A 25,471-nucleotide genomic window follows, 5' to 3' on the forward strand; every position below is an offset into this window, starting at 1 on the left:
GCCATGGTCTTCCCGCTCAAGAACCTGCTGCTGTTGTCCCTGATGGTGGCTTCTGCCGCGCTGGCCGCTGCCATGCGCCCCTCCGCCAGTCTGGCCGATGAGCGGCCCACCATCGACCTGGCCGCCATGGTGCCCAGCGAGTTTGGCGACTGGAAGGAACAGTTCAATGTGGCGGTTCAGATCGTGGACCCGGAGCAGCAAGCAACCATCGAAGAGATCTACACGCAGACCCTCACGCGCAACTACGTGCACGCCGACGGCTACCGCGTGATGCTGTCCATTGCCTATGGCAAGAACCAGAGCGACAACCTGCAGCTGCACAAGCCCGAGGTCTGCTACCCGGCGCAGGGCTTCAAGCTGGAGAAAGTCGAACGCGTGCCGCTCAACCTGCTCGATCAGTCCATCTCCACCACCCGCCTGGAAACCCACCTGGGGCAACGCTTCGAGCCCGTGACCTACTGGACGGTGGTGGGGGATCACATCACCACAACCGGCATCAACAAGAAGCTTGTCGAGATGCGCTACGGATTGAGCGGACGGGTGCCCGACGGCATGCTGGTTCGTGTGTCCTCGATCGACCGCGACAGCCCGCGCGCCCACCGCATACAAGCCGAATTCGCCGCCGCCATGGTGGCCGCCATTGCCCCTGAAAACCGCGCCCGTTTTGCCGGCGTCAGCCCCACCAGTGGCGTTCGCGCCACCACCGCACCATGAAAAAGAAAGTCGCACTCATCACCGGCATCACCGGTCAGGACGGTTCGTACCTGGCCGAGCTGCTGCTCGACAAGGGCTACGAGGTGCACGGCATCAAGCGCCGCTCCTCGTCGTTCAACACCGACCGTATCGACCATCTCTATCAGGACCCGCACGAGAGCGACCGCCGCCTGGTGCTGCACTACGGTGACCTCACCGACAGCAGCAATCTGATCCGCATCATTGGCCAGGTGAAGCCGGACGAGCTCTACAACCTGGGGGCCATGAGCCATGTGGCGGTGAGCTTCGAGAGCCCCGAGTACACCGCCGACGTGGACGCCACCGGCACGCTGCGCCTGCTGGAGGCCATCCGGCTGCTCGGCATGCAGAAGACCTGCCGCTTCTACCAGGCCTCCACCAGCGAGCTGTATGGCCTGGTGCAGGAAATTCCGCAGAAGGAAACCACACCCTTCTACCCGCGCAGCCCTTACGCAGTGGCCAAGCTCTACGCCTACTGGATCACGGTGAACTACCGTGAGGCCTACGGCATGTACGCCTGCAACGGCATTCTGTTCAACCACGAAAGCCCGCAGCGCGGCGAAACCTTCGTCACCCGCAAGATCACTCGCGCCATCTCGCGCATTGCGCTGGGCCTGCAGAAGTGCCTGTACCTGGGCAACATGAGCGCGTTGCGCGACTGGGGCCACGCCAAGGACTACGTGGAAATGCAGTGGCTCATGCTGCAACAGGACAAGCCGGAAGACTATGTGATCGCCACCGGCGTGCAGTACAGCGTGCGCCAGTTTGTGGAGCTGGCAGCGCTGGAGCTCGGCTTCACACTGGACTGGCTGGGCGAAGGCAGCGACGAAGCCGGTGTGGTGGCGGCCGTGCACCGCAAAGATTTGCGCGTGCAGGTGGGCGACGTGGTGGTGCGGGTGGACCCACGCTACTACCGCCCCACCGAAGTGGAAACCCTGCTGGGCGATGCGAGCAAGGCACGCACCCAGCTCGGCTGGACGCCCAAAATCACCCTCCCCCAGCTGGTGCAGGAGATGGTGCAATCCGACTACCGCATGGCCCGGCGCGACGCCATGGTCAAGCTGGCCGGCTTTCCGGCTTTCGAGTTTCACGAGTGAGCCTCGCCATGCACACCGATGCCCGGATTTACGTGGCGGGCCACCGCGGCCTGGTGGGCTCGGCCATCGTGCGCCAGCTGCGCGCCGCCGGCCAACACAACCTGCTGCTGCGCACCCACGCGGAGCTGGACCTGACCGACGCCGCAGCCACCCGCGAGTTCTTTGCGCTTGAGAAACCCGAACATGTGTTTCTCGCGGCAGCGCGTGTGGGCGGCATCCAGGCCAACCAGCAGTTCCCGGCAGACTTTGTGCGCGACAACCTGCTGATCCAGACCAACGTCATCCACGAAGCCTGGCGCACCGGCGTGCAGCGGCTGCTGTTCCTGGGCTCCAGCTGCATCTACCCCCGCCTGGCGCCCCAGCCCATGCGGGAAAGCGACCTCCTCACCGGCCCGCTGGAGCCCACCAACCGGCCCTACGCGCTGGCCAAGATCGCAGGCATTGAAATGTGCTGGAGCTACAACCGGCAACACGGCACCCGTTTTCTGGCGGCCATGCCGACCAACCTGTACGGCCCGGGCGACAACCACGACCTGGACACCAGTCACGTCATCCCGGCGTTGCTGCGCAAGTTTCACGAAGCGCGGGTGCAGGGCAAGCCCAGCGTCACCGTGTGGGGCAGCGGCGAACCGCGGCGCGAATTCATGTACAGCGACGACATGGCCGCGGCCTGCGTCTTCCTCATGAACCTGCCCGAACGCAGCTTCGATTCATTGCTTGGCAGCGACGAAGCCCTGACCGGCCGCTTCGAGCCACCCCTCATCAACATCGGCGTGGGCGAAGACCTCAGTATCCGCGAGCTGGCCGAGACCATCCGCCAGGTCACCGGCTACCAGGGCGACATCGTCTTTGATCGCAGCAAGCCCGACGGCACGCCGCGCAAGCTGATGGATGTGTCGTGCCTGAATGCACTGGGCTTTCAGCCGACGGTGTCGCTGCGCGAAGGACTGCGCCGTGCGCTGGCGGATGTGCCCTACGCGCAGGCCCAGGTGAGCCTGGCATGAACGACAGGCGATCACGCCTCGCACGTGGTGCGCGCTGGCTCTGCGCAGGGGCCCTGGCCTTGTTCCTGGTGGCCGAGCTGGTGGGCCGCACGTTGCTGGGCCTGGGTACGCCCCCTCTGTACGAAGCCGATGCCGGCTTCGAATACACGCCCAACCCTGAACCGACGACTGTCGCCGCAGGTGCGCGTTCATGAACATGGCGGGCTTCACCGTGTTGTACCTGGGTCCCATGAGCGGCACCTGCCTTGACCGGGCCAACGCCTTGCGCCGCATCGGGTGCAACGTCGAACACCTGGACCTGCGCAGCCTGCTGCCCCGGCAACGCTGGGTCGACCGCTGGGCGTGGCACGTGGGAGGCCACTGGTTTTCCCCCCTCATCGTCAAGGGCCTGGCACGCTGGCTTGGCCACAAGCGCTTTCACCTCTGCCATGTGGACGGCGGCGAATGGGTGACGCCCGCGGTGCTGAGGGTGCTGCGCGGGCACACCGAACTGGTGGTGAACTACAACATCGACGACCCCACTGGGCCCCGAGACGGCGCGCGTTTCACCGCGTACCGGCAGTCGGCTGCGCTGTACGACCTGCTGGCCGTGGTGCGCGAAGACAACGTGGCCGAGCTGAACGCCCTGGGCGCGAACAACATCGTGCGCGTATACCGCAGCGCCGACGAAGTGACCCACGCGCCGCGCCCGCTCACAACGAGCCTGCAGCTGGCATGGATGTCGGAGGTGTTGTTCCTTGGCAGTTGGTTTCCCGAACGCGGCCCTTTCCTGCGCGACCTGATTCGCCTCGGCGTACCGCTGACCATTCGCGGCCCGAACTGGCACAAGGCGCCCGAGTGGCCTGAACTCAAGTCGCACTGGGCCGGTGGCGCCATTGGCGGCAGTGAGTACGCCCTGGCCATCCAGTGCGCAAGGGTGAACCTCGGCCTGATCTCGCACGAAAACCGCGACCTGCACACCACGCGCTCGCTCGAGATTCCCTCACTCGGCGGCCTGCTGTGCGCAGAACGCACACACGAACACCTGGCCATGTACGAAGAAGGTGTCGAGGCGTTGTTCTGGAGCGGCGCTGAAGAGTGCGCCGCCACGTGCCTTCAAGCCCTGGCAGACGAACCACGCCGCGCCCGCATTGCGCAGGCAGGCCACGATCGCTTCAAGCGCGATGACCACCGCAACGAAGCGGTGATGCGGTCCTTGCTGGAAGCGGTGGAGGAGCTGGTCGAATGAACCGGGCCATGCGCCAGCGCGTGATGGCCGCCATGGGCGCCCACTCGATGGGCATGGCAATTTCGGTGGGAATCCAGCTCGCGTCATTGCCTCTGTTTCTGGCGACCTGGGACGCCGCCGCCTACGGCATGTGGTTGCTCCTGTCGGCCCTGCCCGCCTACCTCGCCATGGCCGATGTGGGCATGGTCACAGCCGCCGGCAACCGTATGACGATGGCCCTGGGCGCTGGCGACACAGCGATGGCCAGCCGGGTGTTCCAGAGCGCACAGATGTTCATGCTGTTCGTCTGCGCGGTACTGGCCGCGCTGGCCTTGCCAGCCATCTGGTGGTCGCCTTGGCCAGCCAATGCGACCCTGGACCAGCGCATGGCCCTGATGGCCCTGACGGTCAGTGTGCTGATAGCGTTTGCCGGCGGGCTTTCCGAACAGCTCTTCAAGGCCACGCACCGGTACGCGCTGGGCACCCTGCTGGGCAACTTCACGCGCCTGGCCGAATGGGCTGGATGGATGCTGGGCTTGTTGTTGGTGGGCACCTTCAGCGCGGTGGCATTGACGGGCTTGGCGTTTCGCGCGGTCGGCACCCTGCTGACCATGGTGGTCGCACGCGCGGGCGAACCCGGGCTGCAATGGGGCTTGCGCCACGCCACCGCGGCCACGGTCCGGGACATGGTGCGCCCGGCAGCGGCCTTCATGGCTTTTCCGTTGGCCAATGCGCTGAGCTTTCAAGGTGTCACGCTGCTGGTGGGCGTGTTGCTCGGCCCGGTGGCAGTGGCCGTTTTCAGCACCTACCGGACCCTCGCACGCACCGCGGTGCAGGTCACCGCCATGTTCAGCCACTCGCTTTGGCCCGAGTTTTCCCGCCAGTTCGGGCAGGGATCGCTGGCTGAACTTCGGCAACTCGCCAGGCGCAGTGCCGCGCTCAGCGCGGTGCAGGTGCTGCTGCTGTGTGCTGCGCTGTACGCCATCGCTCCCTGGCTGCTCAGCGCCTGGACACACGGCAAGATCGCCTTTGACCCCGCGGTGGTGGGCCTGCTGATCGCGTATGCCGCCGCCAGCGGCCTCTCGCATGTGCCGCGTGTGCTGCTGATGTCGACCAACCAGCACGGCACTCTGGCCGTGTGGACCATGCTGGGTGGAGCTGTGTGCGTGATGCTCACCGCCTGGTGGGCGCCCCGGGCCGGACTGAACGGTGTGGGACTCGCCATGCTGTCGAGCGAACTGTTGGTGGTCATTGCGTGTGCCACGTTGGCGCTGCGCGCGTTGGGGCATGGCGGGCCAACACGGGCGGTGATGCCATGAAGGTTGCACTGTCGGTGCTGGGCAAGTTCCACACATTCGATCTGGCGCGCGAACTGCATGCCCACGGGGTGCTGGCGGGCGTGCTCACGGGGTATCCACGCTTCAAGCTGCGCGCCGAGCGTTTGCCCGATGCTTCGATTCATACCTTTCCCTGGGTGATGGGGCCGTACATGGCCAACCCGATCAAATCCAGAATGCCGCACAGCTGGATCCGGGAGTGGGAGAACCTGGCCGCCACCTCGTTCGAGCAATGGACGGCACACGCGCTGCCCGAATGCGACGTGTTTGTGGGGCTGTCGGGCAGCGCTCTCAAAGCTGGCAAGGTGCAGCAGGCCCGGGGTGGGCACTACGTCTGCGACCGGGGGTCTTCGCACATCCGCGTACAGGACGCGTTGCTGCGCGAGGAACACCAGACCTGGGGATTGCCGTTTGACGGCATCGACCCGCGATCCATCGAACGTGAGGAGGCCGAGTACGCGCTTGCCGACTGCATCACGGTGCCGTCCACCTTCGCATGGCGATCGTTTGTTGATCAGGGCGTTGCTCCGGACAAGATGCGCTTGCTCCCCTACGGCGTCAACCTCTCCCGCTTCGCTCCATGCGATGCACCCGATCCCGCGCGCTTTGATGTGTTGTTCGTGGGAGCGATGACCCTCCAGAAGGGGGTGCCGTACTTGTTGCAGGCCTTCAACGCCGTTCGCCACCCCGGCAAGTCCCTCACGTTCGCAGGGGCCGTCTCTCCACAGGTCATTGAACGCATGAAGGCGCAAGGTCTGTGGTCCGATGCGATCCAGGTTCTGGGACATGTGCCGCAAGCCGAACTCAAGCACTGGATGAGCAAGAGCCACGCACTGGCGCTGCCCAGCGTTCAGGAAGGCTTTGGAATGGTCATGACCCAGGCCATGGCCTGTGGTTGCCCCGTGATCGCCAGCGAGAACACCGGCGCGCGCGATCTGTTTGACGATGGGCAGGAGGGCTTCATCGTCCCCATCCGGGACCCACGGACGCTCACCGACCGACTGCAGAGACTGGCCGAGGAGCCGGACCTGCGCGCGCGCATGAGCGTCCGGTCGCTGGAGCGGGTGAAGCACATGGGCGGATGGCGAGACTACGGTCAAAAGGCCTTGAACACCTACCAGGCGTTGGTGCAAGCATGAGCTCCCCCGCATCCCACCGCGATCCGCGCCCGAGGCCCGAGGCGCAGCACCTGAGCAACGGTCGTTTTATCTTGCTGGGCCTGATGGCACTGAATCTGCTGGCGTTGCTGGCGCAAATCGCCATCGACTTTTCGGCCGAGAACCTTGCCTCGGCAAGCATCGTGTTTACATCTTCCATGTTGGTGCTGCTGTACCTGCAGTGGACACCTGCGCTGCAGACCCACCCGCTGTCGACATTCGCGGTGTTCGGCTTTGGCGTCACCACTCAACTGGGTGCGCTGCTCGGACAGACCGCGTACTGGACATCGCTGGCCGACAACCTGCGCGTACCCATGGCCACCTTCGCGCTGCTGGCCGGCTTTCAGTTGCTGGCGTTGATCGCGCACACCGGCTACCGCTGGCTCATGCCTCCGCCCGCTGCAGACCAAGGGTCGCTGCCCCGCCGGATATTGCAGAAGTTGGGCCTTTACGACACGCCCACCACCGGCGTGCTGTGGTTCATGGGTTATGTGGGGCTGATCGCGTTCTTGCTCGGCGCCGGGCGCGAAGGCACCTTTGGCAAGGTGATGCAAGGCCTGATCTTTCTCACCTGGGCGCCTTTCCTCATTCCCATGTATCTGATCCAGCTGGGCGATTCTTACAGCAGCCTGCGCAAGCAATGGCCCTATCTGCTCTTCTTTGCGGGGCTGGTGGTGCTGTTGGGTCTGGCGGCCAATGCAAGGCAGGTGATGCTCTCCGGCTTTGTCACCATCGCGCTGTTTGCCTTGCTGGGTGCGCTGCGCAGCGCCACGGCGGTGTCGGGCAAACGCGTGTTGAAGCTTGGCGTGCTGGGTCTGGTGCTTGCCGCTCTGGCCATCCCGCTGAGCGATCTGGCCACCGCCATGGTGGTGGCGCGCAAGGTGCGCGGCAATGTCTCGGCGGTTCAGATGGTGAAGGAAACCTTCTACTACTTCCAGCGGCCTGATGCACTGGCCGAGCAGAACGAGGAGCAACGCAACGCAACGCGGGGAAAGTACGACGAGCACTACTTCGAAAACCCCTTGCTGGCCCGCCTGGTGGAGACCAAGTTCCACGACAACTCGTTCTACTTCGTCTCGACCTTCTCCCAGAGCGATACCGAGCTGCTCGCCCAGACCACCACAGACATGTTCTGGGTCGCGCTGCCCGAACCGTTGATCAAGCGCCTGGGGGTGGACATTGACAAGAAGGCGTTCGAGTTCTCCATCGGCGACTACCTCAGCCACCTGAGCCAGGGCGGGCCGCTGGGCAGTCGTCGCACAGGTTCGATGCTGGCGCAAGGCGTTGCGCTACTGGGTGCTGGTTTTGCGGTGGTCTACATCGCCTTCTGCCTGGTCACCTTCGCCATGATCGACCTGCTCTCGTTTCGCAATCGGGGAGGGCAGGTGGTGCTCTCAGCCGTGGGCATGCTGGCGGTGTGGAAGTTGTTCCAGAACGGCATCACCAACGATTCTTTGCACGCCTGGATCACGGGCACGCTGCGCACCATTCCACAGAACATCGTGTTGTTCTTACTCGTAGCCACGACGGCTCGCGCCTTCGGCATGTTGTTGGGCGGTCGGTCCCATGTTGCAAACAACCCGCCAGACCGCCCCGATGGCCTGCGCACGCCGGTTTGATCCATGCGCATCGTCCTCTTCACCCACCCCTCGTTCATGGCTTCACAAAGCATGCCGCGGTTCGCGCGCATGCTGCAGCAGGCTTACCAGGCGCTGGGGCATGAGGTGGATGTCTGGTCGCCCACGGCAAAGGTGCATGCGTGGGTGCCTTCCGGTCGCCTGTCCAAGTGGGCCGGGTACATCGACCAATACCTGCTGTTTCCCTTGTGGGTGCGACGCGCGGCTGCGCGAGAGCCGGCCGACACGTTGTTCGTGATGGCCGACCAAGCCCTGGGGCCCTGGGTACCGCTGGTCAAACACCGCCCGCTGGTGGTGCATGTGCACGACCTGCTGGCGCTGCGATCGGCGCTGGGAGAGGTCCCGCAGAACCCGACTCGCTTCACCGGACGCCTGTACCAGCGCTATATCCGCCAGGGGTTTGCGCAGGCGCAGCACTTCATCTGCATCTCGCAACGCACGCTCGACGACCTGCGACGCTTGGGCGGGGTGGCGCCCGTCACTTGCAAGGTGGTGCACAACGGGCTGAATCAACGCTTTGCACGGACACCTGCACTCGAAGCCCGCGCGCTCTTGCGCCGCGCAGGCCTGCCGGTGCCCGACGCCGGCTTGTTGCTGCATGTCAGTGGCAACCAGTGGTACAAAAATGTGGGCGGTGTGATCCGCATCTATGCCCGGTACGCCACCGCGCAAGCGAACCCCTTGCCGCTGTGGCTGGTGGGCGTTCCCCAGACTGACGCGGTGCGAGAAGCACTGAATGAAGTCCCCGCGCAGGGGCAGGTGCACTTTCTCCATGGCATCGACCACGCCCTGCTGCAAGCCGCCTATTCGTTGGCGCGGGCCTTCCTGTTCCCCAGCCTGGCCGAAGGATTTGGCTGGCCCATCGTCGAGGCGCAGGCCTGTGGCTGCCCTGTCATCACCACCGACGACGCGCCCATGAACGAGATCGGTGGCCCCCACACCGACTACCTGCCCCTGCTTCGCAGCACCGACGACATGGCCCTCTGGGCGGCCCGCGGAGCACGGGTGCTTGAAAAACTGCTGAACGAACCAGCGCAGGCGCAGAGCGAACGCACCGACGCATGCATGACCTGGTCTCGGCGCTTTGAGTCAGCGCGGGCCATTGCGGCCTACCTGCAGATCTATGAGGGCGTGATGGCCCGCCACCCAACCAACGCGGACCATGCACTGGCCCGAACTCCTTCATGAACATCCTGCATGTGATTTCGTCTGCCAATCCCACGGGTGGCGGGCCCATTGAAGGGGTGCGCAACCTCGGGCAACGGATGAAGGAGCTCGGCCACCACACCGAGCTGGTCACCCTGGACAACCCGACAGACACCTGGTTGCAAAACCAGACACACACCGTGCATGCCCTGGGCCCGGCGCGCGGCAACTACGGCATGAGCCATCGTCTGGTGCCCTGGCTCGTGGCGCACGCACACCGGTACGACTTCGTGATCGTCAACGGCATCTGGCAGTACCACAGCTTCGCCACCTGGCGCGCCCTCACGCGGCTCAAGCTGCCCTATGCCGTGTTCACGCACGGCATGCTTGACCCCTGGTTCAAACGCACCTACCCGCTCAAGCACCTGAAGAAGTGGTTCTACTGGCCCTGGGCCGAATACCGGGTGCTGCGGGATGCCGCGGCGGTGCTCTTCACTTGCGAAGACGAGCGCCTGCTGGCCCGCGAATCGTTCTGGCTGTACCGGGCGCGCGAGCAGGTGGTGGCCTATGGCACGCGCCCTCCCCCCACCGACAAGGCACCGCTCGCCGCGTGCTTTCTGGACGCCTACCCGCACCTCAAAGGCAAACGCCTGCTGCTGTTCCTCAGTCGCATTCAGGAGAAAAAGGGCTGCGATCTGCTGATCAGCGCGTTCGCCAAGGCAGCTGCCCACTCACCCGATCTGCACCTGGTGATGGCCGGACCCGACCAGACCGGGTGGGTCGCAACCTTGCAGGCGCAAGCTCGGCAACTGGGCGTGGCCGATCGCATCCACTGGCCCGGCATGCTGCAGGGCGATATCAAGTGGGGCGCGTTCCATGCCGCCGAGGCTTTTGTGCTGCCATCGCACCAGGAAAACTTCGGCATTGCGGTGGCGGAAGCGCTCGGCTGTGGCCTGCCCGTGCTGATCTCCAACAAGGTCAACATCTGGCGGGAGATCCAGAATGCCGGCGCGGGTCTGGTTGAAGAAAACACCGCAGACGGCACCCATGCACTGTTGATGCAATGGCTGGCACTGGAGCCGGCGGCTCGCACGAGCATGGCAAAGGCAGCCAGCGAGTTGTTCAACGCGCGGTTCACCGTCAGTGCCATGGCGCAGAGCCTGCTGCACATCGTGGGTCAGCACCAGAAGAGGGCCGCCCCATGAACAAGACCAGCAATTCGGTAGGGCACATCGGCTCTGCATTCGACTGGGGTTGGGAGAATCTGCAGTTCCTGCGGATGCGCCTGCAAGGGCTTCAAAGCAAGGAGGCGGACGTGGCCAGGCTGGTCGCAGAGCTGGACGACTATCGGTCGATCTTTGAGACCACCACAGGTCTTCCGTTCCACCAGGCGTCCATCTTCGAGGTGGGCTACGGTGCGCGCCCGTTGCGTCTACTGGCACTCATCTCGATGGGGCTGAATGCGCGGGGCATCGATCTGGACGCACCCATGTTGCGTGTTTCCGTGTCCGCGTTGTTGCGCGTCCTCAGGACCAATGGCTGGCAGCGCTTCATCAAGAGCACGGCGCGCGCGCTGATTTTCGACTCACACGAACGCCAGGCGCTGAACCGCGTGCTGGTGCGTCGGGGTGCCCGACTTCGCGTGCAAGCCGCACGCTTTCTGGTGGGTGACGTAGCCGATGTTTCGTTGCCGTCAGCGTCGATCGATTTCGTCTACTCAGAGGATGTCTTCGAGCACGTTCCCCGCGAGGCGCTGGACGGCGTGTGTGCCAACCTGGCGCAGGCACTGACACCGCAGGGTATGGCGGTGATTTCTCCGGCCGTGTTCACCGGGATCAGCGGTGGGCATCTGGTGGAGTGGTACCCACACACGCTGAAGGCCGACAGGGACCGTCGCTCCGACCCCTGGGAACACCTGCGGCAGCGCCGGTTCACGGCCGATTGTTTCCTTAACGAGATGCGGCTTCACGATTACCAGCGGCTGTTCGAGCGTCATTTCACGGTGGTGGCGGTGCACAACCTGCAGGCTGGGCACGGGCGGTCGTTCCTGACCGAGGATGTGCGAGAAGAACTCGCGGACTACGGCGTGGACGAGCTCCTGGGGGACAAATGGCGTTTCGTGCTGCGCAAGAAGCCCGAGGAGCTGACGTGATCCTCGAAGGCAACGACCCCGCCACACAGCCCTCGTTCACGATAGGCAACCGCCTGGCGCGCGCGCTCTGGGGCGTGAGCTGGCTGCTGCTGTTCAGACCCAGTCCAAGACCTCTGCACGCTTGGCGGCGTGCGTTGCTGCGTCTTTTTGGTACCCGTATGGGAGAGCATGTGCATGTGTATGCCGGGGTGCGCATCTGGGCACCGTGGCAGCTCACGCTGGGCGACCGGGTGGGCATCGCTGATGGCGTGACGCTCTACAACATGGCGCCCATGACCATCGGCAACGACTGCACGCTGTCGCAAGGCGCTTACCTGTGCGGCGGCTCGCACGACATCAATTCCGCCAACTTCCAGCTCGTGGCCCACCCTATCAATCTGGCTGATCACGTCTGGGTCTGCGCCGAGGCATTTGTGGGCCCGGGTGTTTACATCGCAAACGGCTGCGTGGTGGGCGCACGTGCGGTGGTGATGAAAGACATCAATCAACCCTGGACCGTTTGGGGCGGACACCCGGCGGTTCAACTCAAGACACGGCGACCACGGAGCTCGACATGAAAGCCCACACGCATGCACCCATGCACGCGCCGGTTTCGGTGCTGATCCTGACCAAAAATGAGCAACAAGATCTGCCAGGATGTCTGCAAAGCGTGGCATGGAGCGACGACATCCATGTTTACGACTCGGTGAGCACAGACCGCACCGTGGAGATTGCGAAGGCTTTTGGCGCCACCGTGACGCAGCGCCCATTCGACAACTGGGCCAGCCACCAGAACTGGGGCTTGGCGAACCTTCCGTTCAAGCATCCATGGGTGTTCTACATCGACGCAGATGAACGCATGACACCCGAACTGGTGGAATCAGTCCGCGCGGCGGTGGTCGCACCGGGGGACAGGGTGGCATTTCGTCTCCAAAGGCGTGACTTCTTTCTAGATACCTGGCTCAAGCACGTGCAGACCTCGGCGTTTTACATGCGCCTTTTCCGACCCGAAAACATGCGCTACGAACGGCTGGTGAACCCGATCTCGCTGGCCGACGGCCCGGTAGGCGATGTAACGGGCTTCCTAGACCACTTTCCGTTCAGCAAAGGCATGGGGCACTGGTTCGAACGGCACAACAACTACAGCCGTCTTGAGGCTGAGCAGATCATGTTCAACCGCGGCAACCAGACGCCGTTTTCGATCACCAAGGCTTTCACAGAGAGAGACTTCCACGAGCGCCGCTTCTACCAGAAGGAACTGTTCTACCGGCTGCCGCTGCGCCCGCTGGTGAAGTTTGTCTTGCTCTACGTTGTGAAACGCGGTTTCCTCGATGGCCGCGCGGGCCTGCGCTACGCCGTGCTGCAAGCCATCTATGAATACATGATCGTCCTCAAGGTCAAAGAGCAGGAACAGCTGGTGCCGCATGCAGCCACGTCCACGGCGCTCAGGCAGCCATGAAGATCCTGATCCACAGCGCCAACTTCGCGCCCGAGCCCACCGGCATCGGCAAGTACTCGGGCGAGATGGCCGAGTGGCTGGCCGCGCAGGGGCACGAGGTGCGTGTGGTGGCCGCCCCGCCCTACTACCCCGCCTGGAAACTCGACGAGACCTACCGCTGGCCGCCCTGGCGTCACGAGGTCTGGCGGGGTGTGAACGTATGGCGCGCACCGCTGTGGGTGCCGCGCAAGCCCGGTGGCCTCAAGCGGGTGCTGCACCTGTGCACCTTTGCGCTGTCGTCCCTGCCCGTGATGCTGCGCCAGACACTGTGGCGGCCCAACGTGGTGCTGACCGTGGCACCCGCTCTGGTGTGCGCGCCCACAGGCTGGCTCACCGCGCGTCTGAGCGGTGCGCAGGCCTGGCTGCACGTGCAGGATTTCGAAGTGGACGTGGCACTGCAGATGGGTCTTCTCAAGGGCGCTGTCTTCGGTCGCGCGATCCGTGCTGTGGAATCCGCGTTGTTCAAACGCTTCGATGTGGTCTCCACCATCTCAGAGCGCATGCGCCAGCACCTGCTGCGCAAAGGGGTGGCACCTGAGCGCACGCACCTCTTTGTGAACTGGGCCGACGTGGACCGCATAAAACCTTTGACCCAGCCCAGCAGCTACCGCGCCGAGCTGGGCCTGGCCGCCACCACGCGCGTTGCCCTGTTCTCCGGCACGCTGAGCGCAAAGCAAGGCCTGATGGTGATCCCGGAAGCAGCGCGCCTGCTGGCGCACCGGCACGATGTGTTGTTTTTGGTGTGCGGCGGTGGCGCCATGCAAGCCGAGCTGGAGCAGGCCGCGCGCACGCTGCCCAACCTGCGGCTGCTGCCTCTGCAACCGCTGGAGCGGCTGGGTGAATTGCTCGGACTGGCCGACGTGCACATGTTGCCCCAAAGCCAGGAGGCCGAAGACCTTGTGCTGCCCAGCAAGCTCTCCGGCATGCTGGCCAGTGGCCGGCCGGTGGTGGCCACCTGCCGGGCAGACACCGATCTGGCCGCGGTGGTGGGCCAGTTTGGCCGCGTGGTGCCACCGGGAGATGCCAGAGCGCTTGCACAAGCCGTCACCGATCTGTTGGCCGACCCGGCACACCGACAAGTCCTGGGCGAGCGGGCGAGAACACACGCCCTGCTGCACCTGGCCCGCGACGGTGTGCTGCAGGCGCTGGTGCGCCGCATGCAACCGGCCGTGCCGCAAGCCCAGGCCAGCACATGAGCGCCGCGCCGGGCCGTTCCCAAGCCAGCTCGCACCGCAGCCCGCAGGGCGAAGGTACCCCAGTGAGCGCCGAACCTGCCGCCCAGCCATTTCCGCCACGGGGCGACATCGTCATCTTCCAGCCGGAGTTCGAGGAGTTCGGCGGTGAAGAACGCGTGATCCTGTCGCTGTCTGCCGGTCTGCATGCGCAAGGCAAGGCACACAGCGTGCTTTGTTACCACGACCACATTGGCCTGGCGCGGCACGCGCACCTTCCACTGCCGGTGTTTGAACTCAAACCATCCGGCGGCGGATGGGTCAAAGCCATGGCACTGCGGGCCGCGTTGGCGCGGCTGCATGCTCGGGGCGATCCCACACCCGTGCTGTTCAGCATCCAGTCGGCCTTGCACGCCGGCATGGCCAACCTGCGCAGCCAACTCCCCTACTTCCTGCGCATTCCCGACACCTACAGCCTGCTGAATTACGAGGCCACCGCCACCGGTGGGCTCGGAAGGTCGGAACGGCTCTCCGCAAGGCACTGGCTCACGCGCCACGGCATCCGCTCGGCACGAGGCTTTGCCACCAACACCGTTGCACTGGCCAACGAGATGCATGCCTTGTATGGACGAAGGGCCGAGGTGGTGTACCTCGGCGGCTTCGGCCAGCAGCCGCTGGCACAACTGCCGGCGCGCGCAAGCCAACCCATCGAGTTGTTGAGCGTTTCGCGGCTGCAGAAAAGCAAGCGCGTGGACTGGATCCTGCAGAGCCTGGCGGAGATCGTTCGACGACCCGAGGGTGAACCCGATTTTGTGTTGCATGTGGTGGGCGCTGGACCCGAAGAGGCTGCATTGAAGTTGATGAGCCAGGAGCTCGAACTTAGAGAGCGCGTGCGCTTCCATGGCTTTGTCTCGGACGATGCTTTGACCCACCTGTACCAGCGATCCCACGTGTTCCTGATGCCTGCATGTCAGGGCTACGGACTGCCCGCCATTGAAGCGCTGTACCGCCGGCAAGGCGTGGTGCTCAACCACGAATCGGGCGTGGTTGAGCTGCTGGCCGACTCACAGTGGGCGGTGGTGGCAGAGCCCGGGCCGCTCGGCTTCACCCAGGGCGTTCGCGACATGTTCAAGCGCGTTTGCGATCCGCGCTTCTTTGCCCATCCCTTGCCATCGCTGCCCACCGAAGGCGACTGGGCCAAAAAAATCATCGCGTTGTTTGGCTGGTAAGGCCCTCTGCATGACAGAAAGGTTGGCATGAGCATTCAATCCTGGTTTGCGCGCAGCTTGGGTCGAGTCCGCGAGGGGACCAAAGCACACCTGGTGAGCTCTGCCGAGCTTCTCGACTTCACGGATGACGCACTTCACGCCATGCGCGAAGCAACAGACGACGAATGTGAAGCCTCGTTCGTTGAACATGTCTCCCGGACCTGTGGGGGTACCGTCGATTGGAGGGAGCAGCCACAGGACATTGCTGAGACCCTCGCTGCATTTCTCAGCGCAGACGAAGTCTCTCTGATCCAGACACCGACGTTCAATGATCGAACCAGGCCCCCACAAGCAATTCAGGGATTTGACGAATCCCTGAAGGGTTCACCGAGGGGAGTTCGAGCCCTGGACTCCTTCGGAGATTTCTACATCGTGCTGGTCTTGCCACGCCATTTGCTGCCGCGCTTCGATGAAATCAACCAGCACTGGATTGCAGCATGAGTCGCATGACCGGCGTCACGGCTTCTGGGGCTTGACGACCAAACGCGCCGGCACATCGGCGGTTCCAGTCGCCGGTGCAGATTCGCTCAACACCTCTCGCAGCCAGACGGCGTGTTCGCCCAGCACCACGCCTCCGCCACCCGTGCCCGACGCCCGTGGACTTGCGGCAGTGGCACCGAAAGAGATGTTGAAGGTGTTGACGCCGGCGAGATACCACCGACCATCCACGTGCACAAAGGCCGCACTGCCCGAGTCGCCGTTGGCCAGCGTTGCCTCGCGATCAAGCCCCAGGGTGCCGTTGGCGGGCACCGCGGGTCCCAGGCGGTTGGCGGCGAGGTCGGGGCCATCGAAGTCGAACAGGTAGGTCGCGGGGCGCCCGAGGAAGTCGGGAAAGACCAGGTCGGCGCGGTTTTCCCCGGTTGTAAACAGCGTGGTGCTGCCGCCGTGGCTCACGAGGGTCAGGACGCGCCCCAGCACAGGCCCGGTGAACACGCGTGCGACCGGCATCATCGACGGTGCCGGTGTGGCCAACCGCACGATGGCCAGATCGGCATGCACGGAGGGATCGCCCGGGCTGTTGTTGGCACTGCTGCCGGTGTAGCCCGGGTGCACCTGCACCAAGGTGCCCGCACTTGTAAACCCCTCGGCGACCGCGCTGCGAAAGCGGATGTGCGCCGGATTGGCGCCGGCCACCACATGGGCCGCCGTGATCACATGCTGCCGGCCGATCAGGGTGGCACTGAACAGCCGTCCGCCCACGTCCAGGCTGCCGACAGCGGCCCAGGCCGGGTCCGCCGGCTCCTCGCTGGGGCCGGCGCCACCGGTGAGCGCATGGGCGAGGCCCATGGCCATGCCAACACCGGCGCAAACGCTTCGCCGCAGCCATGCCAGGGAGGCACGGGCACGCTCCGCCCGTCGACCGGCAGTCAACCTGCGCGCACCACCATCCAATCGGACCATGCCAGCACCCCTACCCAACGCGAAACGAACAAACAACCACGCCAGCCTCCCCGCAAAATCGGAAGCTCGTGGCTGACTCACGTGGTGACCATACCCAGGCTGGTGTGACTTTGCTATCGCGTGTCAGTCTTTCATTTGTTGGCACCGTCCCGTTGCAATCCCGGGGCGATGAAAGGTGATCACCATGTTCCGTTTGAAAACCCTCTGCCGGACACTGTGCCTGGCCACCGGCCTGATCCTCACGGCTGGCGCCGCCTCTGCGGCCACTCCTCTGTCCGCCCTCGGTGGCACCTCCACCGATCTGCTCAGTTCGGCTGTGTCATTCAATCCCAAGTGGTTCGACGACGCATCGTCGTTTGCCAGCCGAAGCGCCAGCAGCTTCGACCTGAGCTCGATGCTCATGGGCGCTTCCCTGCTGCTGACGCAGCCCGCCAACGTCACATACACGCTGATGGGGTTTGAAGCCGGCTTCAACAACGCTTTCGTGTCAGGAACTGAACAACTGATCAACCGAAGCGGCTCGACGTCCCAGCTCGGCACATCGATGAGCTTCAGCCATGTCACGGCTTCCCCGCTGGACTTCGGTTTCCTGTCCAACGGAAGCGGCACGCTGTTCGCCAATGGCAGCTCGCGCACGGGCCTGGTGATGTCCCACGACGGCCAGAGCGCGCTCATCCTGTTCAACGACATGTACTCGGGCGACATCGACTTCGACGACATGGTGATCCGTGTGTCGATTTCGGCGGTGCCAGAACCCGAGATGCTGGGCATGCTGCTGGCCGGCCTGTGCCTGGTCGCAGCAGGTGCGCGGCGTCGTTTGAAGCGCATGGGCACGTTGGCTGTTTGAGATGTGATGCGGGCGGCCGGTCTGTTCAGACCGCCGTCACGCCGCCCTTTTTCTGGCGGCGGCGGATGTAACCCCCCATCAGTCCGAGGCCGGCCAGCATCAGTGCATAGGTCTCGGGTTCGGGCACGGCACTCACGCTCACGTTGTCGATGCGCAGCTCGCTGGTGCCCAGGTAATCACCAATGTCGGCGACGCCAATGACGAGCGACACCGCGCCGTCGCTGGCAGCGGTGTAGGTGTAGCTGTTCTCGGTGAACACCCAGCTGGCCGCGCCGAAGTCACCGAAATTCCCGGTGAAGCTGCTGACCAGAGGGCTGCTGGCGGTGTTCACGAAGCTGACCACGGTGTCGTTGATGGCAATGAAGCCGAAGTCGGCATTGGCCGTGTCGGACGACAGGAAAGCCCAGTCGAACTTGACGGTGATCTGCTGTCCGGCGGTGGCCATGAAACTCTGGCGCAGGGCCGAACCTTCGTATGCGAAGCCACCGATGTCCAGTGAGCCCACGGCCACACCGGCCAGGTTGTTGTTGAAAGAGAAATCAACCGCTGCGGTGCCCGAATTGTTGTTGAAGCCGGCGCCCAGGGGAGCGTCGTCCTCATAGTCGAGCGAGGCGGTGGACAGGATGCCGATCTTGCGGCCGCTGGTGGTGACGAGCACATCACCATCGGTCGACCAGTTGGTCAGGCCGGATTCGAAGCTGCCGTTCTGAAATGTGGTGCTTTGGGCCATGGCCGAAGCGCTGGCCAGTGCAAACACGGCGGTGGCAGCCAGGCTGCGAGGGATCGATTTCATGGGAGGCCTTTGTTGAATGAGGAAGGATCAAGGATTCAGGGAACGACAGGGGCCACCAGATCACGACCAGGCGCCATCTGCGCAGCGGTCAGACCTTTGAGCAGGACGAAAGGACGCGCCACGGCGGGGCCGGTGGAGCCGTCGGTGTCAAGGGACAACTGCACGCCACCGATCACGTCGAAGAACGTCACATGGCCGCTGGCCACACCGTTGCCGGCCACGCCCAGGCTGCCCAGCAGCGGAGTGAGGTCGAGCTTGTCGGCATAAGGCGTGAAGTCGGTGATGGTGTCGCCGGCATCGCGGGTGCTGGTGAAGCGGAAGACGTCACCGCCAGCCCCACCCGTGAGCATGTCGGCACCGGCGCCGCCGATGATGATGTCGTCCCCTGCGGTGCCCACCAACGTGTCGCGGCTGGTGGTACCGGCGCGCGTGACGCCGGGGGTGGCCCTGGCGACGGCAGCATCGATCAAGCGACCATATGAGTCGAACGCGTTTTCTTCGCCGTACATGTTCACGGTGATTTCGTCGCCATCGGCCGGGCTCACGCGCTGCAGGCCACCTGCTGCTTTTGGCGCCTTGATGAAGTTCGCCAGTGCTTCCTGGTAGGTGATGGTGTTGACCGTGTTGTTGAACACCACGTTGTTGGCCGCGAAGGGGTAACCGTCGCCACCGTTGGCGGTGAAGTCGATGGTTGCGAAGGAGAAGACACGCGGCGACACGACCACACCGTTGTCGACCAGCAAGGTGCCGTCGTTGAGCTTGATGTTCCGGATGCGCTCGCCCGTGCCCAGCGTGGAGCGGGCCGTGCGGGTGGTGTCGTACGTCACCTGCATGCCGGAGATCTGGGCGAAGCGGCCTTGTGCCGAGCCACCGGGCGTGGACGCGGCCACGGAGTGCTCCATCAGATCCTTGAGCTGTGCCGCATTCATGGCCGGTGCGGTCTTCACCAGGTTGGTGAAGGGCAGCACGTTGAAGGTGTCACCGGTGGTGACGTTGCCCGGGCCGGCAATGCTGGTGCGGATCCCGCCGCCGTTCTGGATGGCCACTTCGGCGCCACCGGCAAAGCGCATCGCGTCGGCCACGAGGTTGCCCAGGCCGGTGTCGGCGTTGCGCACGCCTTCGGTGTATTCGCATGGCAGCGGCGTGCAGGCCACGTGGGTGGGACCGTTGAGCTTGGTGGCGGTCGTGCCGATGATCTCGGCGTTGAGGGCCGCAATGAAGCTGGAGACCGGCGTGATCACCGAAGCCTGCAGGGCGGGGTCGCCGCTGACGCGGTCGGGATCGGCGGCAGCACCGGAGACGCGGATCATGCGGGTGGCAAGCACGGCGGCCACCGCGCCGGTGGTGTCATCGATGTCGAGCTGGACTTCACCCACGTAGCGGTTGCCGAAGTGACCGGTGACCATGGGCACGGGTTTGCCGGTGGCGTCGTTGCGGTAGGTGGGATGGGTGCTGTAGGACGGCGCCACGCCGCCGTTGATCAGCAGGTCATCCGTGTCGACCATCAGTTCGTGTCCACCGCCCGAAATGACCATGTCCACGCCGCTCAGGGCAGGGATCATCACATCGAGTTCGTTGGCGGAATTCTGCAGGTGGCTCATCACGATGATGGCGGTCACCCCCTGGTTGTTCCTCAGATCGTCGATCTCGGCCTGCACCAGCGGCAACAGCGCCTGGATGTTCTGCAACTCGCTGTTGCTGGAGCTCCAGTTTTTCATGATGCCGACCGGTGGGGATGAAATGCTGGGCAGCAGGGGCGTGGTCACGCCGATCACGCCAACCTTCTTGCCCGCCGCGGTGGTGAGGATCTTGGAGGCGCGCACCTTTTGCTGGGCGGCCAGATTGGCCAGCGCAGGGGTGACGCTGAAGTCAAGATTCACCGACAGGTAGGTGGTGCCCGAGACCTCGGCGAAGCGCGCTGCCACCGGGCCGGTGCTGTCGAGGTCGAACTCATGGTTGCCGAAGGTGGTTGCATCGATGCCGATGGCGCGGTTGGCGATGGCGTCGTAGAAGTCCTGGCCACCGTCGGCCGCTGCCGTGGCGAGGTTGGTGAAGCTGGCGGTCAGGCGCGGGCCGGGCAGGAACGAGTCGCCGGCGTTGAGCGTGATCACAGTGCTGCCCGCGGTGGCGGCAGCGGCCTTGCGGGCTGCAACCACACTGGCCAGGCGGTCGATGCCGCCATAGAACGAGATCGCCTGCGCGGCGTCGTTGCGCAGGTTGCCCTGAGCCGACAACAACCACGACTCCTGGTCACCGATGTGCAGCACGGTCAGGGTTTCGGCCCAGGCGGCGTTGAAGCCGCTGGCCAGGGCGAGCGAGACCGCGAGGGTGCAGGCGCTGCGGCGCAAGGGGCTGCGGGTTGTTTTCATGAGTAGGAGGCTCCGGGTTGGTGTTCAGGTGAGTTGGAATGGGTGCGGTCGGGTCACAGGCCGAGGTCGCGTGTCGGCACGATCTGGGCGGCCGATACGTTGCTGAGCGTGAGCAATGGCCGGCTCACGGCAGGACCGGCGTTGCCATCGGTATCGATCTGCACGACCAGCCCGGCGGCGCTGTCGACCAGCCGCACGATGCCGTCGGCGATGGCGTTGCTGCCGATGTAGCCAATGCCCTGCAGCAGTGCGCTGATGTCGATGCGATCGGTGGCCGGCGCAAAGTCGGTGATGCGGTCGGCGGCATCGCGGATGCTGGTGTAGATGAAGGTGTCGGCTCCGGCGTTGCCGGTGATCACGTCGGCGCCAGCGCCACCGGTGATGCGGTCATCGCCGGGTGTACCCACCAGCGTGTCGCGACCCGTTGTTCCCTGCAAGGACTTGACCAGCGACAGGCCCAGCAGGACGGCGTCGTGATCGGAGGAGCGGTACACCGTGGCCGTGTAGTAGTCGGGGCCGCAGGTGGCGCAGGCTGGCTGCTTGAACTCGAGGTTGTAGTCAATGATCGACGGCTCGTCCGCATTGATGTGCCAGTGCACCGCGCCCGTGACCAGGGGGCTCAGGCTGGCGGTGGTCAGACCATGGTCGAGGTAACCCACCTCACCGTCGAACACATACGAGTAGCTGTCGGCGCCGCGCCGGGCAATTTCGTCCACCAGGCCTTGGGCCGCCAGTTCGAGGATCGGGTCTTCCTTGCCGTAGGCGTTGAGGTCACCCACCACCACCACATCGGCGTCGATCGCCTTCAAGGTTTCGACGAAGGTGCCCAGGGCACGGGCCTGATCCAAGCGGGTGGCGTTGAAACACCCCTGGCCATCGCCCACGTCCAGATCGGCAGCGTCCGAACCGGCTGCGCAACCCTTGGACTTGAAGTGGTTGACCACGACGGAGAACCGTTCGCCGTTGGCTGCGGCAAAAGTCTGCGCCAGCGGCGGACGGTTGTGCACCGGGTCGGTGTCGCTGCGGGCCTGGCCCACCAGACTCAGACGGCCGGGCTTGTAGATCATGGCCACGCGGATCGCGTCGGTGCCGGCACCGCCCACAGGCATGGCGACGGTGGCGTAGGCGCCGGCGCCGGCCACGGCGTTCAAGCCGTTGACCAGGTCCTGCGCGGCCGTGTTGCCGTTGTTCTCGATTTCCATCAGGCCCACCACATCGGCGTTGAGGCCGAGGATGGCGGGAATGATCTTGTTGCGCTGGCGCTGGAACTCGGCAGCGCTGTCGGCACCGCGGCAGTCGGATCGGGTGCCGGTGGGGTAGCAGCTGGCACCGGACTGGTCGATGGTCGTGAAGTAGTTCAACACGTTGAAGCTGCCCACACGCACATTGCCGCCCACCGCGGGTGGCGTGGCCAGGCGCGGATTGGCGCGGGTGAACACGACGGTCTCGGTCGGGTGGATCTTGTAATCGCTCAGGCCGTCGGTGTTGTTGGTCGCCAGTCCGTAGTCGATGACACCGGTGATGCCGCCCGGCAAGGTGTCGCCGGCGCGCAGTGTGTTGTCGGCACCGATATAGGGCGTGGGATTGGGGTTCTGGAGGCTGGTGCCGTCGTCCAGGATGATGCGACGGCGTGCGTTCTCGTCGGCCAGCGCGATCGCTTCGACCGAGCCGGCCGGGTGCGCGTTCGTGGGCTTGATGAGGCGACCGTCGGCGCCCAGGGTCACCTGCCCGTATCGGCCCTGGAAGAAGTTCTGCGCCGCAGTCAGGGGCGTCTGGATGTAGAGCAGCATGCCCTCGTAGCGTTCGAGTTCACCTTCGACCACCTCGGGCAGCGTGATGACGGTGGGAGAGATGCTGTTGCCGCTGGAGACCACGCTGATCACGGGCGAGGTGAGTTGCGTCACGGGCTTGTAAGCCGCATTGACGCCGGTGGGTGCAAATTCACCCACCGTGCCGCTCACGCGCACATCCTGGCCCACCGCCACCGTGGGCGCGACACTGGTGAAAACGAAGATGCCATCGGAGGTGGCGGCATCGCCGTCGCCCAGCGGGTCCTGCATGTAGAAGCCGTTGTTGAGCAGCTTGGTGACCACGCCCTGCGTCGCGACGGTCTGCCCCACACGCGGACTGATGTCGCCGCTGCCCTGAATCTGGGGGATGCTCACGACACCATTGACCGTGACGGTGAAGTCACAGGCGACCGATTGCAGCTCGTTGTTGGTGAACGTGATCTGCACCGGATAGGTGCCCACGGGCACGCTGCCATCGACCTGCACCGACGTTGTCGCCTCGCCGCCATCGCTGGTGGCCGAGCTCACCGGACCCAGGGAGACACCGGCCACCGCGGTGCTGGTCAGGCTGGCGCCATTGACCACGCTGTCGGCGTCGGTGGCGCTCAGGTTGACCACACCACCCACACCCGAGTCGAACACCGCAGGGGCCGGACAAGTGGCGGAGATCGGCAGATTGACGCCGCCGCCCAGCGGCGAGCCCGTGATGGCGATGTCGTCGATGCCGATCCATTCGTCAGAGCCCGCCGCATCGGTTGTGATGATGCGAACCTGCACTTCGGACTGGTTGTCGGCAGCGGCCGGCAGGACCACCGACACAGGGAAGATCGCACCCGTCAGGCTGGGGCCCTGGCTGGCATCGGCCACGAAGCCGGCCGGCAGGTTGATGAAGTTGCCACTGTTGCCAACCCGGTATTGCAGCGCAACGGGCTGGATCGCGTTGTCGGCGGCGCCGTCCACATCGCGCAGCGCGTAGCTCACCTGCACGGCCTGCTGTCCGCTCGTGTTGAGGTGGATGACGATGTGAGGGGCCTTGGCCGTGCCCGAGCCTGCGAGCGCCAGCGTCGGCTTGGCGATGGCGAACTCCGTCACACCGCCGGTGGTGAAGGTGTTGGGATTGCTCTGATTGGCGTTGACATCGACCACGGGGGTGCCGACCCCGACAACCGTCTGGGGGTCGACGCCCGTGCCGCCTGCCAGGCCATCTCCGCGGTATCCAACGATGCCTGCAACGCCAGTCCAGTTGTCGCTCACCGAAATGAGACCGGCGTTGCTCCAGTCCTGGGAGAACGGAAGGGCTTGGGGAACCGAGTCCGCCCAGGCAGGAAATGCCGACAACACGCCCAAGGCCACCAGGCAGGCAGAAAGACGCTGGGGAGCCAGCGACAGGCGGGGGGTGGTCGTGCGCAAAGTGGTCATGAGCATTGTTTCGTTGGGAGAATTCGGAGGCGAGCAATGCAACGCCGATGTGCGTTGGATCATGCAGAGCGTCGATCACGAGATTGCGATCTCCCACCCCTGCTTTACTGGTCCGAACGGATCACGAGTTCCTGCCCGGTTGAACTTTCTTCACTTCCCGGATGTGGCGTGCCGCGGATGGAGCCGATGCGACGGCCACGGCTGGACCCGGTCTAGCAACCAGACGCGATGAAACAGAAATAGGGAGCGGCAGGAGGCTGGCTCGCCCAACCGGAGAGTGGGGCTGTCCGCTATTGGGGAGATCGATCGGAGAACATGATTTCGCGCCGACCGTTGTGCGTGACGCGCCCCAGCAAACCGCCATCCAGTGCGGGCGATGCGAGCAGCCAGATGCCGGGCTCAACCCCCAGCAAGGCGTCCAGCGGCCGCTGGCCCGGGTGGACATCGAGGATGCCCATGTAGGCGTCATCGGCGGTGGGATGCAACATCTCCAGATGCGCAAGCCGATTTTTGAAAGAGTCCATTCCGGGTCCTGTGGGGTGGCGCTTGGGGCCGGGTGAATGCGGCGATTCAATGTGATGCACTCGCCCTGTCGCTGCACACGATTTCGCGAGACCGTCCATACATCCGGCAGTCTGAACAACCAGGATTGCAGCGGCTTGACATCGATCGACACTCGCATAGGCCGAACGGGTATCGAGATCTGGCATGGTTGGCCTCGGCAACACTTGGCGGCTTCCAGTCGCTCGCGCTGGAGCACAAGCTGGTTGCGGCCCGCGGCGACTTCTTGAATGTCTACGAGGCGATGGCGCTGATCGACCCGAACGCCGCGGCACCATTGGGCAGGGGGCGAGAACACTGGACCTCCGGCCGCTCGGCTGGTGCTGCAGGATCTTGCGAAGCTCGCGGCCTGTGCTGCCGCCGATGGGTCCGTCAACGACTTCGTAGCCACCAAAGTGCTGCGACGCGCCGGCTGCCTTGAACAGTTGCCGGCCGACGCCGATCAGCGGATTACGCGGACCGAAGAAATGCATGATGCCGTCGTGGCGTTTGGCGCGGCATGCGTGAAGCCAGACGCCACCGTCGCTGACGTCGTCGCGCCCATCATCAAGGCGAAGTTTTTCAAAGTGGACGCTCGGCTGCAGCAGCAGTTTGCCGACCAGACGCCTCCGCCGGCTGCGCCGATTCCGCGTAAGGAAACCGAGACCGACGACGCGCGACGGCGAAGGGGGGGTGCGCGTTGTTCAAAGCGCCATGGGCCGAACTGGAGCGGTACCGGCGGCTATCTGGCGGGTAACTCCCAACTTGCCACGCACCAGGTGGTCAAGGGATCCACTCACCGCTGTAACAGCCGTCCTTTAGTCTCAGAACTGAACCGCCCCGTATTTTGAGGAGGCTCTTTTCTCTGAGAGGATTGAGCCATGAAGAAGTCGAACCACTTTTCACCTGAGGTCCGCGAACGCGCC

The 25,471-nt window shown here is 64.5% G+C and carries 23 protein-coding genes; 18 read left to right on the top strand and 5 right to left on the bottom strand.

What is annotated here, in order from left to right; translation table 11 throughout:
* Window positions 1-3: 3 nt before the first annotated feature.
* From epsI to ASE11_RS22820, 16 genes are read left to right on the top strand one after another with little or no spacing between them, the layout of a single operon-like run.
* Entirely contained in the window at window positions 4-714 is a 711-nt protein-coding gene (gene epsI, locus ASE11_RS22745; protein ID WP_056277226.1) for an exosortase-associated protein EpsI, B-type, read from the top strand.
* Window positions 711-1,829, top strand: coding sequence for a GDP-mannose 4,6-dehydratase (gene gmd, locus ASE11_RS22750; RefSeq protein WP_056277229.1), 1,119 nt, complete (start codon window positions 711-713; stop codon window positions 1,827-1,829). Before epsI ends, gmd begins: the two co-directional genes overlap by 4 nt.
* A gap of 8 nt (window positions 1,830-1,837) precedes the next feature.
* A complete protein-coding gene (locus ASE11_RS22755; RefSeq protein WP_056277232.1) occupies window positions 1,838-2,833 on the top strand; it encodes a GDP-L-fucose synthase family protein in 996 nt (331 codons plus the stop codon).
* A complete protein-coding gene (locus ASE11_RS22760) occupies window positions 2,830-3,027 on the top strand; it encodes a hypothetical protein (RefSeq protein WP_056277235.1) in 198 nt (65 codons plus the stop codon). The genes ASE11_RS22755 and ASE11_RS22760 overlap by 4 nt, the downstream gene beginning before the upstream one ends.
* Window positions 3,024-4,061 (top strand): glycosyltransferase family protein, encoded by a 1,038-nt coding sequence (locus tag ASE11_RS22765; protein ID WP_235501419.1) that lies wholly within the window; start codon window positions 3,024-3,026, stop codon window positions 4,059-4,061. Before ASE11_RS22760 ends, ASE11_RS22765 begins: the two co-directional genes overlap by 4 nt.
* Window positions 4,058-5,359: a lipopolysaccharide biosynthesis protein gene (locus ASE11_RS22770; protein ID WP_056277237.1), complete on the top strand. Its 1,302-nt coding sequence runs from the start codon at window positions 4,058-4,060 to the stop codon at window positions 5,357-5,359. Before ASE11_RS22765 ends, ASE11_RS22770 begins: the two co-directional genes overlap by 4 nt.
* On the top strand, window positions 5,356-6,516 hold the full coding sequence (locus ASE11_RS22775; protein WP_056277240.1) for a glycosyltransferase family 4 protein: 1,161 nt from the start codon (window positions 5,356-5,358) through the stop codon (window positions 6,514-6,516). Before ASE11_RS22770 ends, ASE11_RS22775 begins: the two co-directional genes overlap by 4 nt.
* Window positions 6,513-8,153, top strand: coding sequence for a hypothetical protein (locus ASE11_RS22780; RefSeq protein ID WP_056277243.1), 1,641 nt, complete (start codon window positions 6,513-6,515; stop codon window positions 8,151-8,153). The genes ASE11_RS22775 and ASE11_RS22780 overlap by 4 nt, the downstream gene beginning before the upstream one ends.
* Window positions 8,154-8,156: 3 nt before the next feature.
* The gene (locus tag ASE11_RS22785; RefSeq protein ID WP_056277246.1) at window positions 8,157-9,359 is read left to right on the top strand and encodes a glycosyltransferase family 4 protein; all 1,203 of its coding nucleotides are present in this window, start codon (window positions 8,157-8,159) and stop codon (window positions 9,357-9,359) included.
* The gene (locus tag ASE11_RS22790; protein WP_056277249.1) at window positions 9,356-10,522 is read left to right on the top strand and encodes a glycosyltransferase; all 1,167 of its coding nucleotides are present in this window, start codon (window positions 9,356-9,358) and stop codon (window positions 10,520-10,522) included. The genes ASE11_RS22785 and ASE11_RS22790 overlap by 4 nt, the downstream gene beginning before the upstream one ends.
* The gene (locus ASE11_RS22795; protein WP_056277252.1) at window positions 10,519-11,469 is read left to right on the top strand and encodes a class I SAM-dependent methyltransferase; all 951 of its coding nucleotides are present in this window, start codon (window positions 10,519-10,521) and stop codon (window positions 11,467-11,469) included. The genes ASE11_RS22790 and ASE11_RS22795 overlap by 4 nt, the downstream gene beginning before the upstream one ends.
* Window positions 11,466-12,026 carry an acetyltransferase gene (locus tag ASE11_RS22800; protein ID WP_056277253.1) on the top strand — a complete coding sequence of 187 codons (561 nt, stop codon included), beginning with the start codon at window positions 11,466-11,468 and terminating at the stop codon, window positions 12,024-12,026. Before ASE11_RS22795 ends, ASE11_RS22800 begins: the two co-directional genes overlap by 4 nt.
* Before the next feature lie 20 nt (window positions 12,027-12,046).
* Window positions 12,047-12,907 carry a glycosyltransferase family 2 protein gene (locus ASE11_RS22805; RefSeq protein WP_056277257.1) on the top strand — a complete coding sequence of 287 codons (861 nt, stop codon included), beginning with the start codon at window positions 12,047-12,049 and terminating at the stop codon, window positions 12,905-12,907.
* Window positions 12,904-14,142 (top strand): WcaI family glycosyltransferase, encoded by a 1,239-nt coding sequence (locus tag ASE11_RS22810; RefSeq protein ID WP_056277260.1) that lies wholly within the window; start codon window positions 12,904-12,906, stop codon window positions 14,140-14,142. The genes ASE11_RS22805 and ASE11_RS22810 overlap by 4 nt, the downstream gene beginning before the upstream one ends.
* Window positions 14,139-15,347, top strand: a complete 1,209-nt coding sequence (locus ASE11_RS22815; protein WP_056277264.1) for a glycosyltransferase — start codon at window positions 14,139-14,141, stop codon at window positions 15,345-15,347. Before ASE11_RS22810 ends, ASE11_RS22815 begins: the two co-directional genes overlap by 4 nt.
* 27 nt (window positions 15,348-15,374) lie before the next feature.
* Window positions 15,375-15,827 (top strand): hypothetical protein, encoded by a 453-nt coding sequence (locus ASE11_RS22820; RefSeq protein ID WP_056277267.1) that lies wholly within the window; start codon window positions 15,375-15,377, stop codon window positions 15,825-15,827.
* Window positions 15,828-15,842: 15 nt separating this feature from the next.
* Here the strand turns inward: ASE11_RS22820 and ASE11_RS22825 are convergent, their stop codons facing one another.
* On the bottom strand, window positions 15,843-16,679 hold the full coding sequence (locus ASE11_RS22825; protein ID WP_056277270.1) for a trypsin-like serine peptidase: 837 nt from the start codon (window positions 16,677-16,679) through the stop codon (window positions 15,843-15,845).
* Window positions 16,680-16,971: 292 nt separating this feature from the next.
* Between ASE11_RS22825 and ASE11_RS22830 the strand changes: the two genes are divergently transcribed.
* On the top strand, window positions 16,972-17,634 hold the full coding sequence (locus tag ASE11_RS22830; RefSeq protein ID WP_156406459.1) for a PEP-CTERM sorting domain-containing protein: 663 nt from the start codon (window positions 16,972-16,974) through the stop codon (window positions 17,632-17,634).
* A 25-nt stretch (window positions 17,635-17,659) separates the two neighbouring features.
* On the opposite strand, the gene ASE11_RS26810 is transcribed toward ASE11_RS22830, so the two are convergent.
* From ASE11_RS26810 to ASE11_RS22850, 4 genes are all read right to left on the bottom strand, one after another.
* Window positions 17,660-18,427, bottom strand: a complete 768-nt coding sequence (locus ASE11_RS26810) for a PEP-CTERM sorting domain-containing protein (RefSeq protein ID WP_056277276.1) — start codon at window positions 18,425-18,427, stop codon at window positions 17,660-17,662.
* A gap of 35 nt (window positions 18,428-18,462) precedes the next feature.
* Window positions 18,463-20,796, bottom strand: coding sequence for a 5'-nucleotidase C-terminal domain-containing protein (locus ASE11_RS26930; RefSeq protein WP_082585968.1), 2,334 nt, complete (start codon window positions 20,794-20,796; stop codon window positions 18,463-18,465).
* Window positions 20,797-20,849: 53 nt separating this feature from the next.
* A complete protein-coding gene (locus ASE11_RS22845; RefSeq protein ID WP_056277381.1) occupies window positions 20,850-24,005 on the bottom strand; it encodes an ExeM/NucH family extracellular endonuclease in 3,156 nt (1,051 codons plus the stop codon).
* A 290-nt stretch (window positions 24,006-24,295) separates the two neighbouring features.
* Complete coding sequence (locus ASE11_RS22850) at window positions 24,296-24,529, bottom strand: hypothetical protein (RefSeq protein WP_056277278.1); 234 nt, start codon at window positions 24,527-24,529, stop codon at window positions 24,296-24,298.
* A 357-nt stretch (window positions 24,530-24,886) separates the two neighbouring features.
* On the opposite strand from ASE11_RS22850, the gene ASE11_RS22855 reads away from it, so the two are divergent.
* The gene (locus ASE11_RS22855; protein WP_056277281.1) at window positions 24,887-25,396 is read left to right on the top strand and encodes a hypothetical protein; all 510 of its coding nucleotides are present in this window, start codon (window positions 24,887-24,889) and stop codon (window positions 25,394-25,396) included.
* Window positions 25,397-25,471 lie beyond the last annotated feature (75 nt).

It is taken from the genome of Hydrogenophaga sp. Root209 (assembly GCF_001428625.1).
GTDB lineage: Bacteria > Pseudomonadota > Gammaproteobacteria > Burkholderiales > Burkholderiaceae_C > Hydrogenophaga.

Bases quoted from the DNA above. Each gene is read 5' to 3' on its own strand.
- epsI (WP_056277226.1), top strand. From the start codon at position 4: ATGGTCTTCCCGCTCAAGAACCTGCTGCTGTTGTCCCTGATGGTGGCT.
- gmd (WP_056277229.1), top strand. From the start codon at position 711: ATGAAAAAGAAAGTCGCACTCATCACCGGCATCACCGGTCAGGACGGT.
- ASE11_RS22755 (WP_056277232.1), top strand. From the start codon at position 1,838: ATGCACACCGATGCCCGGATTTACGTGGCGGGCCACCGCGGCCTGGTG.
- ASE11_RS22760 (WP_056277235.1), top strand. From the start codon at position 2,830: ATGAACGACAGGCGATCACGCCTCGCACGTGGTGCGCGCTGGCTCTGC.
- ASE11_RS22765 (WP_235501419.1), top strand. From the start codon at position 3,024: ATGAACATGGCGGGCTTCACCGTGTTGTACCTGGGTCCCATGAGCGGC.
- ASE11_RS22770 (WP_056277237.1), top strand. From the start codon at position 4,058: ATGAACCGGGCCATGCGCCAGCGCGTGATGGCCGCCATGGGCGCCCAC.
- ASE11_RS22775 (WP_056277240.1), top strand. From the start codon at position 5,356: ATGAAGGTTGCACTGTCGGTGCTGGGCAAGTTCCACACATTCGATCTG.
- ASE11_RS22780 (WP_056277243.1), top strand. From the start codon at position 6,513: ATGAGCTCCCCCGCATCCCACCGCGATCCGCGCCCGAGGCCCGAGGCG.
- ASE11_RS22785 (WP_056277246.1), top strand. From the start codon at position 8,157: ATGCGCATCGTCCTCTTCACCCACCCCTCGTTCATGGCTTCACAAAGC.
- ASE11_RS22790 (WP_056277249.1), top strand. From the start codon at position 9,356: ATGAACATCCTGCATGTGATTTCGTCTGCCAATCCCACGGGTGGCGGG.
- ASE11_RS22795 (WP_056277252.1), top strand. From the start codon at position 10,519: ATGAACAAGACCAGCAATTCGGTAGGGCACATCGGCTCTGCATTCGAC.
- ASE11_RS22805 (WP_056277257.1), top strand. From the start codon at position 12,047: ATGCACGCGCCGGTTTCGGTGCTGATCCTGACCAAAAATGAGCAACAA.
- ASE11_RS22810 (WP_056277260.1), top strand. From the start codon at position 12,904: ATGAAGATCCTGATCCACAGCGCCAACTTCGCGCCCGAGCCCACCGGC.
- ASE11_RS22815 (WP_056277264.1), top strand. From the start codon at position 14,139: ATGAGCGCCGCGCCGGGCCGTTCCCAAGCCAGCTCGCACCGCAGCCCG.
- ASE11_RS22820 (WP_056277267.1), top strand. From the start codon at position 15,375: ATGAGCATTCAATCCTGGTTTGCGCGCAGCTTGGGTCGAGTCCGCGAG.
- ASE11_RS22825 (WP_056277270.1), bottom strand. From the start codon at position 16,679: ATGGCCATGGGCCTCGCCCATGCGCTCACCGGTGGCGCCGGCCCCAGC.
- ASE11_RS22830 (WP_156406459.1), top strand. From the start codon at position 16,972: ATGTTCCGTTTGAAAACCCTCTGCCGGACACTGTGCCTGGCCACCGGC.
- ASE11_RS26810 (WP_056277276.1), bottom strand. From the start codon at position 18,427: ATGAAATCGATCCCTCGCAGCCTGGCTGCCACCGCCGTGTTTGCACTG.
- ASE11_RS26930 (WP_082585968.1), bottom strand. From the start codon at position 20,796: ATGAAAACAACCCGCAGCCCCTTGCGCCGCAGCGCCTGCACCCTCGCG.
- ASE11_RS22845 (WP_056277381.1), bottom strand. From the start codon at position 24,005: ATGACCACTTTGCGCACGACCACCCCCCGCCTGTCGCTGGCTCCCCAG.
- ASE11_RS22850 (WP_056277278.1), bottom strand. From the start codon at position 24,529: ATGGACTCTTTCAAAAATCGGCTTGCGCATCTGGAGATGTTGCATCCC.